Origin of the sequence: Candidatus Symbiopectobacterium endolongispinus, assembly GCF_018777385.1 — a bacterium.
Taxonomy (GTDB): Bacteria; Pseudomonadota; Gammaproteobacteria; order Enterobacterales; family Enterobacteriaceae; genus Symbiopectobacterium; species Symbiopectobacterium endolongispinus.
In genome coordinates this window covers 169,502-179,874 of sequence record NZ_JAFJYB010000006.1, presented here as the reverse complement: position 1 = coordinate 179,874, position 10,373 = coordinate 169,502, and the positions used below count along the sequence as shown (strand labels likewise).

The following is a 10,373-nucleotide window of genomic DNA, read 5'->3' as shown; positions in this document are numbered from 1 at the left end:
AAGCGGGGCAAGCGGGGCAAGCGGGGCAAGCCATGCTGTCACTGGGAACATCCGGCGTCTACTTTGCGGTCAGCGATGGTTTTCTCAGCAACCCGCAGCATGCGGTGCACAGCTTCTGCCATGCCTTACCGGGCACCTGGCTTTGATGTCGGTGATGTTGAGCGCGGCATCGTGTCTGGACTGGGTAGCCCGACTGACCCATGCCGAAAGCGTATCGCAATTACTGGAAGAAATGGCACAGGCCACTGTCAGCACCAGTGTACCGCCTGTCTGGTTCCTCCCCTACCTTTCAGGCGAGCGTACCCCGCACAATAATACGCAGGCAAAAGGCGCTTTTTGGGTATTAACCCACCAGCACGGCCGGGCAGAACTGGCGCGCGCCGTGCTGGAAGGCGTTGGGTTAGCGCTTGCCGATGGCATGGACGTGCTGCACATGACCGGGCTGCGCCCCTCCAGTATCACCTTGATTGGCGGTGGTGCACGCAGCGCGTACTGGCGTCAAATGCTGGCGGATATCAGCGGACAGACGCTGGAGTACCGCACTGGCGGCGATGTCGGCACCGCTCTGGGGGCGGCGCGGCTGGCACAAAGCGCCGTGAATCCAGCTATCTCTCTGGCCGACCTGTTGCCACCGCTGCCTCTGGAACAGATTCACCAGCCCGATACCGCACAGCTCGCCCGCTATGCGCAGCAACGAGAAACGTTTCGTATGCTCTACCAGCAGTTGCGCCCATAGATGAACGATATCCATTAACTAACCCAACGCCGGATGTCGCATCGCTGCACCAACAGGGAAAGCAGCATGCTGCATACCACCGCGCAGAAAAAAACGTAAAAGACATCCAGTATCGGCCAACCTTTCAGGGCCAGATCGCGAGTACGAATAAAATGAATAATCAGGGCATGGAAGCCATAAATAGCCAGAGAATGGCGGGAGATAAACGAAAATCCGGGCAAAGGTGCGCTCAGCGCTGCCGCTTTGAACAGGATCATCAGGTATACCGCTGCAATAAACACCAACGGGTTGGCATAGAGGTAGAACGTTTGGGTAAAGTTGTCGTTTGCTAACGTCTGCTGCGAGGTGCCCATCGCAATCAGCAGCACGGAGACAACAAACAACGGCACTGCTCCCAGCGTGACCCAACGCGTGGGTGTTAACGTCCCCAAAGCGCGCCCCACTAGCGCATACAACAGGTAGTAAAACGTGTCGCCCACAATATACACGTTGATTGGTAACAACGGGGTATGCCCTATCGTCAGTTCAGGCGTATTGGGATTGGCGACAACGGCTAGAATCAATACGACTACGGCAAGATAACGTCCTGATACCGGGGGAACCCGTATTAGCGGAGATAGCAGATAGATAACCAGAATGGCATAGAAAAACCACAGATGATAAAAGACCGGCTTTTGCCAAAACAGCCGTAGCGCGTTGCCTGCATGAATAGGTGTCAGCAATGCCATATACGCCAAGGCCACCGCGCTGTAAAACAGCAGGCAGAAGCCAATACGCAGCATGTGTTTTTTTCCGCCCGCCGCTCGCCAAAAAACAGGTAGCCGGAAATCATAAAGAACAACGGAACCCCCCACCCGACACGCGGAATTTAGCAAGTTTGCCACATCCCAATGGCGCTCGCCCGGCATACCTGCCGCCGTAATGTAATAGGTGGTGCTATGGATCAACACCACCATCAGGCAGGCGACGGCGCGTAGATTATCGACCCAGCCTATCTTGTCCGACATGAGGCTCCCCTTTTGTTTTTAACAACATAAGGGTAGCCCCCATACGGGTATGCCTCAATGGCAGGGCTTCTGGAAATGCTGTTATGGCGATCGACTGACATCACAACGCTAATGAGTAGACGCGCGATGATTCCCCCCACGGATGATAGCCCTCTCCGGCATAGACAAATCCCGCTTGCTCATAGAATCCGACCAGATCGGTACACAGATGCAGGTGGGAAAAGCCGTGTTTTTTCGCTTCATCGGCGACATGACGCATCAATTGGCGAGCGAGACCACGAGAACGACAGTCAGGTTCTACATAAAGCGCACACAGCCACGGGTAAAGCTCCATCCGACTGATAAAATCATTGGTAATCAGTCCGGCACAGCCAACAATCCGCTCGTCTTCAACCAGCAGGTACCATTGTGGCAACGGATTATGTGCCGTCAGCGAGCGTTCAATCGCATCCTGATACAACATCATTGTCTCTTCGGATGCCCATTGCTCCTGAAAATAAGCCGTAGCTTCTGCCACCCAGCGCGGTGTTTCACGCACAGAAATTATCTTCACACAACATTCCTTCGTGATAGAACAAAATACAACGACAGTCGTAGACTGGCGTTCAGACTAATGACAAAACCTTTTCGGCATGTCCGTGTTTCCCGGTGAATAACGACGAGGGGCCATTATGGGCCAGCGCGCACGCTGTTCAAATTTACTCCAGGCAAATTTGTCGGCGGCTTACGCCGCTACGACCCTACCGCCGAACTTCACCTAACAACGAACTTAGTCATCCTCGACGAAAGCCGGAATCTCTGTCAGAAGAAATGCGTTTCATCTGCAAGAGATTCCCGGCTTCGCAGGAATGACGGTGGCAGTGGGACTGTTTGTCAGCAACCACCAGATCGATAACGACACACCATCAGAATAACCCGAGCGGTTTGTCGGAGTAACTCACCAACAAGCACTTGGTTTGCTGGTAGTGCTCCAGCATCATCTTGTGATTTTCACGGCCAATGCCTGACTGTTTATAGCCGCCAAAAGCCGCATGTGCCGGATAGGCGTGGTAGCAGTTGGTCCATACGCGCCCAGCCTGAATACCGCGTCCCATACGATAGGCGATGTTGCTGTTACGGCTCCACACCCCTGCCCCCAATCCATAGTGGGTATCGTTAGCGATCTCCAGCGCATCATCCATGGTTTTAAACGTGGTGACCGCGAGCACCGGGCCAAAATTTCCTCCTGAAACACACGAATGCTGTTCTTTCCGAACAACACGGTCGGCTCCAGATAGTAGCCCTGCGTCAATGCGTCTGGCAACGCTTTGCGCCGCCCGCCGGTCAGGATCCGTGCGCCTTCCTGCTTACCCACCTCAATATAATCAAGGATGGTTTTCAACTGGCCTTCCGATACCTGTGCCCCCATCATGGTCTGGCTGTCCAGTGGGTTACCAATGCGGATGGCTTCAACCCGTTTTATTGCCCGTTCCATAAAACGGTCGTAGATAGATTCCTGAATCAATGCCAGGCTTGGACAGGTACAGACTTCCCCCTGATTAAAGGCAAACAGCGTGAAGCCCTCCAACACTTTGTCGAAATAGCTGTCTTCTTTGTCCATCACGTCAGCAAAAAAGATATTGGGATATTTCCCACCCAATTCCAGCGTCACGGGCACCACATTGCGCGCCGCATAGCTCATGATTTGCTGCCAGACTTCAGTGGAGCCGGTAAACGCCACTTTCGCGATGCGCGGCGACGTCGCCAGATACTCACCAATCTCACTGCCAGAGCCATTCACCACGTTGACCACGCCCGTCGGTAATAAATCCTGAATCAGTTCCATCAGCATCAGCACGGACAGCGGCGTCAATTTCGCCGGTTTAAGCACGATGCAGTTGCCTGCCGCCAGCGCTGGCGCCATTTTCCAGCAAGCCATCAGCAGGGGGAAATTCCATGGAATAATCTGCCCCACCACGCCCAGTGGTTCGTGAAAATGGTAAGCGACCGTATCCTTGTCGATTTCGCTGATCGCTCCTTCCTGCGCGCGGGCACAGGCGGCAAAGTAGCGGAAATGGTCGATCGCCAGCGGCACGTCAGCCCCTATGGTTTCACGAATCGGTTTCCCGTTATCCCGGGTTTCCGCATACGCCAGCAGTTCCAAGTTCTCCTCCATGCGATCCGCAATCCGGTTCAGCAGCAAGGCGCGATCCTGTACCGACATCGCGCCCCACTCTGCCTTGGCGTTATGGGCGGCATCCAGCGCATGATCGACATCGCGCATGCCGGAGCTGGCGACTTCACACAGGGGTTGCCCGGTGACAGGTGTCAGGTTAATGAAATAGTCGCCACTGACCTGAGGCACCCAGGTGCCACCAATAAAGTTGTCATAGCGCTTTTTCAGATTGAGGGGATGAGCATAGGTGCCTGGCGCGACCCGGTCTTCAGAAGTGTGATGTGCCATTGCGGTCTCCTGTTCTTCGCCGTAGGGTTACGCGGCCAGGCCGCGATGAAAACAGAGCCAATATGCAAAAAATTGCTAACATCAAGGACGGTCTACCAAGCGTATACACAAATCGGCTTTCATGCCGCGCTGTTTAGCGACTCTTCGAGGAAACGCACACTTTGCCCCCCTTTTTGTGCCCTGAACCGCAGGCAAAACACCGCGTGCCACGATAAAACTCGCATCACACCCGGTGGGGTGAAATAATGGCTTTCTACTCCAGAATGAATATCTTATGGGGATAACACGTGGAAGAAGCGATCCCTGCGCTCGAGGGCGCATGCCAGCGAACGGTACGCCATCAAGGCAGCTTGTCTCAGGCCAAAACGGACTGGCTGGCGGAAGAAGTACCCGTCGCGCTGGTGTACAACGGCATTTCCCATGTGGTGATGATGGCTACGCCAAAAGATCTGGAAGCCTTTGCGTTAGGTTTTTCCCTGTCGTAAGGCATCATCACGTCACCACAAGAGATTTACGGCATGGACGTGCAAATGGTATTGAAGTCCAGATTGAACTCTCCAGCCGCCGCGCCATGAACGGCCGTACCGGTTGCGGCGTGTGTGGTGTCGAACAGTTGGAAGAAATCGGCAAGCCGGTCACACCGCTGCCCTTTACGCAGACTTTCTCGCTGAATCACCTGGACGGTGCATTAAAGCAACTCAAAGACGTGCAGCACATCGGCCAATTGACCGGTTCTACCCATGCGGCGGCCTGGCTTTCCGGTGAAGGGACTATTTTGGGCGGCTGCGAAGATGTTGGCCGCCACGTGGCACTCGATAAACTGCTGGGCGTGCGCGCTACGCGCCCCTGGCAATCGGGTGCCGTGTTGGTTTCCAGCCGTGCCAGCTATGAGATGGTGCAAAAAGCTGCGATGTGCGGCGTCGAGATCCTGTTTGCCGTTTCAGCGGCAACGTCGCTCGCCATTGATGTGGCTGAGCGTTGTAACCTGACACTGGCGGGCTTTTGCCGCCCAGGCCGGGCAACCGTTTATACCCATTCGCAGCGCCTGCTCGACAACGCATGAGGCCACTGCGGATAGATTAATCTGTTTTTAGCTTAGGCAACAATGATATAATCGTTTGTTTTCCGAGGGTAAACACTCGAACTCCGTGCGATGGCGACGCGAATAATCGTTTTCAAGATCATTTAATTAACTATAATGAACCTCATGATTACGCGACGCTAACAAACGGTTGTTTGTTAACCACTACCGCTTGAGGCGTGCCGTACCTGACTATCACGCGCGCGCCACAACCGAGATCAAGCACGCTCGCGATTATTTAGTAGTACAACTATGGAGATGATAAATATGAGTTATTCACTGCCATCCCTGCCTTACGCTTATGACGCGCTGGAACCGCATTTCGACAAACAAACGATGGAAATCCATCACTCCAAGCACCACCAGGCTTACGTCAATAACGCTAACGCAGCGCTGGAAAGTCTGCCAGAATTCGCTAGCCTCTCCGCAGAAGATCTGATCGCCAAACTGGATAAAGTACCGGCCGAGAAAAAAGCGGTACTGCGTAACAACGCCGGCGGCCACGCTAACCACAGCCTGTTCTGGAAAGGACTGAAACTGGGCACCACGCTGGGCGGCGATCTGAAAGCGGCTATTGAACGCGATTTCGGCAGCGTTGATGCATTCAAAGAAAAATTTGAGCAAGCTGCTGCAACCCGTTTCGGTTCAGGCTGGGCGTGGCTGGTATTGAAAGAAGACGGCAAACTGGCCGTGGTTTCTACCGCTAACCAGGATAGCCCGCTAATGGGTGAAGCTATTTCTGGCGCTTCCGGTTACCCGATCGTCGCACTTGACGTGTGGGAACACGCTTACTACCTGAAGTATCAAAACCGTCGCCCGGATTACATCAAAGCGTTCTGGAATGTGGTGAACTGGGATGAAGCGGCTGCACGTTTTGCTGCTGCCAAATAATTTGTCCTGACGACATAAAACGCATAAAACCGAAATAACAAAACGTTATTTCGGTTTTTTTGCTTTTCACCCGCTGACTCGATTCATCTTTCTTACATTTAAACAATTAAAAATTTTTTAAATGCGCATTTTTCATTTATGCTGCCGGGGTTAACTCGCCGAAATCATGCTATGTTTTGTGCTGCCCCCTTTGCGGCACACGCTGTCTTGTACCCAGATTATGGCGATTAACACCGCATCAGATGGCAGTCCCTGCTGTCTGAAGTAGGCAGTCTACCCCATCCAGATTTTTACCATGGGAAGGTGAATACGGTTTGTACGGTGCAATACGGTACATAGCCACACGCTGACACGGAACTTGTCTTGCTTTCCTGACGTGCCTTCAGTCTGACACCCCATCGCACAGCGTAAGCTTGTGCGCTCCCCGGATAGACGCCATTGTTTGGCTTCACACACAGTGGAAAACAGAATGGCTATCAAGTTTGAAAACATCAACGTCGGTAAGAAATTAGGGCTGTGGTTCTTTTTGGTATTGCTGTTAACCGCACTGATTGCGGGCCGAGGAATTAGCCACATTGAGTCGTTACAAGAGAGTATTCAAAAAGTTAATTTGAGCAATCAGATTAATACCGAGGTGAATCAGGCTAAATATTATCGTGCCAGCTTTGGTGCCAATTACGATCTAAACGACATAAAACAAAACAGTATTCATATCGACAACATCAATACGCTAGTCGCCCAGGCCAAGACGCTAAGCTGGTCTGCTCAGGATAGCAAAACGCTCGATAGCATCACGACCACGATCAATAGTTACAAGCAGCAGCGCCAAAACTATCTGGATGCTGTTACCACCAAAGATAACGTCAGAAAAAGCTGGAGCCTGGACGGCACCGATCAGACGATGAGCAAGCTTGACGACCAGTTGCGCGCGACGGGCGATAGCCAATCACAGCAACTGCTGCTGGCTGATTTCAAAACCAAGCTGATGACAGTGCGCTTCCATCTGGACAATTTGCTGCTGGAACGCACCAAGGCAGCAGAAGAAACGCTGACCGACTCCATCAATGAAGCGCAGACAGCATTGAACTTCCTGAGTCAGAGCCTTTCCGTCGAACAGCGGGAAACGCTGGACCCGGTTCTGAGCACCATGAACCATTATGAGGAGCAGGCGCTCTCTTACATGCCGGCTTACCATAAGGAGATGGAGAGCGTCACGCAGATGAACGACATCGCCGTAACGCTGAGCGATCGCATCACCGAGCTGCTGCACGCACAGCTACAGCAAACCGACCACAACGTGCGCACCTCAGAAATCCAGTTGACCGTAACGGCCCTGATCACCCTGCTGGCTGGGCTGTTGATTGCCTGGTTTATTTCGCGACAAATCACCGCGCCGCTCAACCATACGCTCACCATCGCTGAGCGCATTGCCACGGGGGATCTGACCATGAACATGTCGACCTCGCGCCGTGATGAACTGGGCCAGTTATTGAACGCCATGGCAAAAATGAACGGTAATCTGCACCAAATGATTGATGATATCCGCGTTGGCGTCGGTCAAATCTCTACCGCTGCCAGCGAGATCGTCGCTGGTAACACCGATCTCTCTTCTCGCACCAAGCAGCAAGCAGCAGCCGTTGAGCAAACGGCGGCCAGCATGGAGCAACTGACCGCCACCGTGAAGCAAAATGCGGATAACGCCAACCATGCCAACAAGCTGGTGGTGAATGCCTCGCAAACCGCTAAACAGGGTGGCGAACAGGTAGGCCATGTGGTGCAAACCATGGTGGATATCGAACAAAGCTCCAAGCGCATTGCCGAAATCACGTCGGTTATCAACAGTATTGCCTTCCAGACCAACATTCTGGCACTGAACGCAGCGGTTGAAGCGGCACGCGCCGGGGAACAAGGGCGTGGTTTTGCTGTGGTTGCTGGGGAAGTGCGCAATCTGGCACAGCGCAGCTCACAAGCCGCCAAAGAGATCAAAGGGCTTATCAGTGAATCCGTCACGCAAATCAGCCAGGGTGCCAATCTGGTCACCAACGCGGGCAAGACCATGGATAACATCGTGAAATCGGTAACGCAGGTGCACGATATCATGGGTGAAATCGCCACCGCGTCTGAAGAGCAGAGCCGTGGTATTGCTCAGGTCAGTCAGGCGATTGCGGAAATGGATGGCACCACGCAGCAGAACGCCGCGTTGGTAGAGCAATCCGCCGCCGCTAACTCACTGGAAGAGCAAACGCAGGTGTTGACGGAAGCGGTATCGGTATTTCGCCTTACACAAGCCGCAGATGGGGCTACTTCCACCCTCGGCTATGGCGAACGCCCGGCACAGCTCGACTATCAGCGGTAAATAGCCGCGGTAAGCAACAACCGACCAGAGATAAGGTTAATATAACATTCCGCGTCGTAAAAAAACTGGCGGTGCACTATCAAAAGCGCACCGCCCGTCGACGTTCTGAACCGCAACCTAAAAAGCTTTTTTAAGGCTAATCTGCGAGATTAATGCCGTCAGAGAGAGCACCAGCGTGGAACGTACCACCTTCTGATAACGCTGCTGCATCGGGATCAGCAATGGATCTGCAGGATCCCCCCATTAGCCGTTCAGGAGGATGCGGCAACGCGGTGACACAGTGTAGTTCGGTAATCGGCCCGAGAATCTCATCATCGGTAAAACGATAGTCGTTTTCGTCGTGGAATAACTCTTCCCCTAACGCCATCACCAACTCGGCATCTTCATACTCTTTACGGCTGATCATACCCAGACCGTAAATCAGCTTTAAACGTACCGAGAGATCCCCTAACGGACCACTGCCAGTCATTAACGGCTCTACCGCGTATTTCACCGCATAATCGTCTTTACGGAAGTTTGCAGCATGAGAATACTCACGGCTTCCGCCAACAGCTCAACCGCTTTCAGCATAAAGCTGCGCACCGTTTTCGCCGCATTGAGGGATTCCAGCACGCGATTCTCAAAGGCTTGAGTTTCTTCCATCATAACGTCCCTGCCGAACGGCGCGAATTATTGCATGGCGTTATACACACTCACTGCTTGCTCCACAACCTTGCTCTGCACATCCAGACCAGAAATTTGCGCCAACACAGCCTGCGGCCCCAGTTTATCCAACAACGCCGCCAGTTCCTGCGCCTGCGGGTCCTGCTCGCTGCGATAATGCATCGCCGCCGCGATACCGATAATCAGGTTGTCATTGGGCAATTGATACTTCAGCGTGCCCAGCAGCGGTTTGATCAGGCGATCGCCAGCGCTAAGTTTACGCAGCGGCTGACGCCCAACCCGCTCAACATCGTCATGCAGATAGGGGTTTTCGAAGCGGCTTAAAATCTTGTTGATGTAGACAGCATGCTTCTCGGCATCAAAGCCATAACGCTTAATCAGCACGGCTCCGCTCTCTTCCATCGCCCCACGCACGACAGCGCGCTCGGTATCCAGAATGGCATCGCGGATCGTCTGATGACGAGCCTGCTGCCCAAGATACGCAGTAATGGCATGTCCGGTATTGAGTGTAAACAGCTTACGTTCAACAAATGCCATCAGATTGTCGGTTAATTCCATGCCCGCGATCTGCGGTAAAGGCCCGACGAATTGGGTTTGGTCGACAATCCATTCACTGAAAGTTTCTACCGTCACGACCAAGGGATCGTCCTGGCTCGCTTCCACCGGTGGAACAATGCGGTCTACCGCCGAATCAACAAAACCTACGTGCTCGTTGACCCATGCCTGCTCGTTCTCCGGCAGATGCTTCCACACGTGTTGTTTTAACTGCGTGGTGCCGCGCACCATATTTTCACAAGCAATGATATTCAGTGGGCGCGTATTGCCCTGCGCATGGCGCTTCACCAACCCCTGAGCAATGGCACCCGCGATTTTTTCGAGAATTTGCGGCCCTACCGCCGTCGTCACCACATCGGCCTCGGCAATCAACGCCACGGCTTCCGGGCTTGCGCTGTGCACCGCGCTGACGTTGCTGACCGTTTCCAACTGTGCCTGCTCGCCGACCACTTTCACCTGATACTGCTTACGGCTGTTGATGGCATCCAGCAACGGCTGGTTCACATCTGCAAAGGTGAGTTCGATGTTGGCATCTGCCAGCAGTTTTCCGATAAACCCGCGTCCGATATTTCCGGCACCAAAATGTAAAGCTTTCATCATGCGTTAACCTTTAAAAACAATGGCAAAAAAAGAGGCCGCCC

Annotated in this window: 5 protein-coding genes and 4 pseudogenes; 4 read left to right on the top strand and 5 right to left on the bottom strand. The window is 53.3% G+C overall.

Features of this window, described 5'->3' with window-relative positions; genetic code table 11:
- Window positions 1–145: 145 nt before the first annotated feature.
- Window positions 146–736 carry an FGGY-family carbohydrate kinase gene (locus JZM30_RS21065; protein ID WP_438801534.1) on the top strand — a complete coding sequence of 197 codons (591 nt, stop codon included), beginning with the start codon at window positions 146–148 and terminating at the stop codon, window positions 734–736.
- A gap of 14 nt (window positions 737–750) precedes the next feature.
- On the opposite strand, the pseudogene JZM30_RS21060 reads toward JZM30_RS21065, so the two are convergent.
- The 3 genes and pseudogenes from JZM30_RS21060 to JZM30_RS21050 all read right to left on the bottom strand — a co-directional run bounded on the left by JZM30_RS21060 (window position 751) and on the right by JZM30_RS21050 (window position 4,087).
- Window positions 751–1,743: pseudogene (locus JZM30_RS21060) on the bottom strand (acyltransferase).
- Between the two features lie 100 nt (window positions 1,744–1,843).
- Window positions 1,844–2,296, bottom strand: coding sequence for a GNAT family N-acetyltransferase (locus JZM30_RS21055; protein WP_252321181.1), 453 nt, complete (start codon window positions 2,294–2,296; stop codon window positions 1,844–1,846).
- 352 nt (window positions 2,297–2,648) lie between these two features.
- Window positions 2,649–4,087: pseudogene (locus JZM30_RS21050) on the bottom strand (aldehyde dehydrogenase family protein).
- A gap of 386 nt (window positions 4,088–4,473) precedes the next feature.
- Between JZM30_RS21050 and fdhD the strand changes: the two are divergent.
- The 3 genes and pseudogenes from fdhD (at window position 4,474) to JZM30_RS21035 (ending at window position 8,514) form a co-directional block, all read left to right on the top strand.
- A pseudogene (gene fdhD / locus JZM30_RS21045) lies at window positions 4,474–5,249 on the top strand (formate dehydrogenase accessory sulfurtransferase FdhD).
- 285 nt (window positions 5,250–5,534) lie between these two features.
- Window positions 5,535–6,158, top strand: a complete 624-nt coding sequence (gene sodA, locus JZM30_RS21040; protein WP_252321179.1) for a superoxide dismutase [Mn] — start codon at window positions 5,535–5,537, stop codon at window positions 6,156–6,158.
- Between the two features lie 469 nt (window positions 6,159–6,627).
- The gene (locus JZM30_RS21035) at window positions 6,628–8,514 is read left to right on the top strand and encodes a methyl-accepting chemotaxis protein (protein ID WP_286673693.1); all 1,887 of its coding nucleotides are present in this window, start codon (window positions 6,628–6,630) and stop codon (window positions 8,512–8,514) included.
- A gap of 117 nt (window positions 8,515–8,631) precedes the next feature.
- Here JZM30_RS21035 and JZM30_RS21030 read toward each other — a convergent pair.
- Window positions 8,632–9,159: pseudogene (locus tag JZM30_RS21030) on the bottom strand (MltR family transcriptional regulator).
- A 24-nt stretch (window positions 9,160–9,183) separates the two neighbouring features.
- Window positions 9,184–10,329 carry a mannitol-1-phosphate 5-dehydrogenase gene (locus JZM30_RS21025; RefSeq protein ID WP_252321194.1) on the bottom strand — a complete coding sequence of 382 codons (1,146 nt, stop codon included), beginning with the start codon at window positions 10,327–10,329 and terminating at the stop codon, window positions 9,184–9,186.
- Between the last annotated feature and the right edge of the window lie 44 nt (window positions 10,330–10,373).

Excerpts from the sequence above, each read along its gene's own strand:
- JZM30_RS21025 (WP_252321194.1), bottom strand. The coding sequence starts at position 10,329 with ATGAAAGCTTTACATTTTGGTGCCGGAAATATCGGACGCGGGTTTATC.
- JZM30_RS21065 (WP_438801534.1), top strand. The coding sequence starts at position 146 with ATGTCGGTGATGTTGAGCGCGGCATCGTGTCTGGACTGGGTAGCCCGA.
- JZM30_RS21035 (WP_286673693.1), top strand. The coding sequence starts at position 6,628 with ATGGCTATCAAGTTTGAAAACATCAACGTCGGTAAGAAATTAGGGCTG.
- sodA (WP_252321179.1), top strand. The coding sequence starts at position 5,535 with ATGAGTTATTCACTGCCATCCCTGCCTTACGCTTATGACGCGCTGGAA.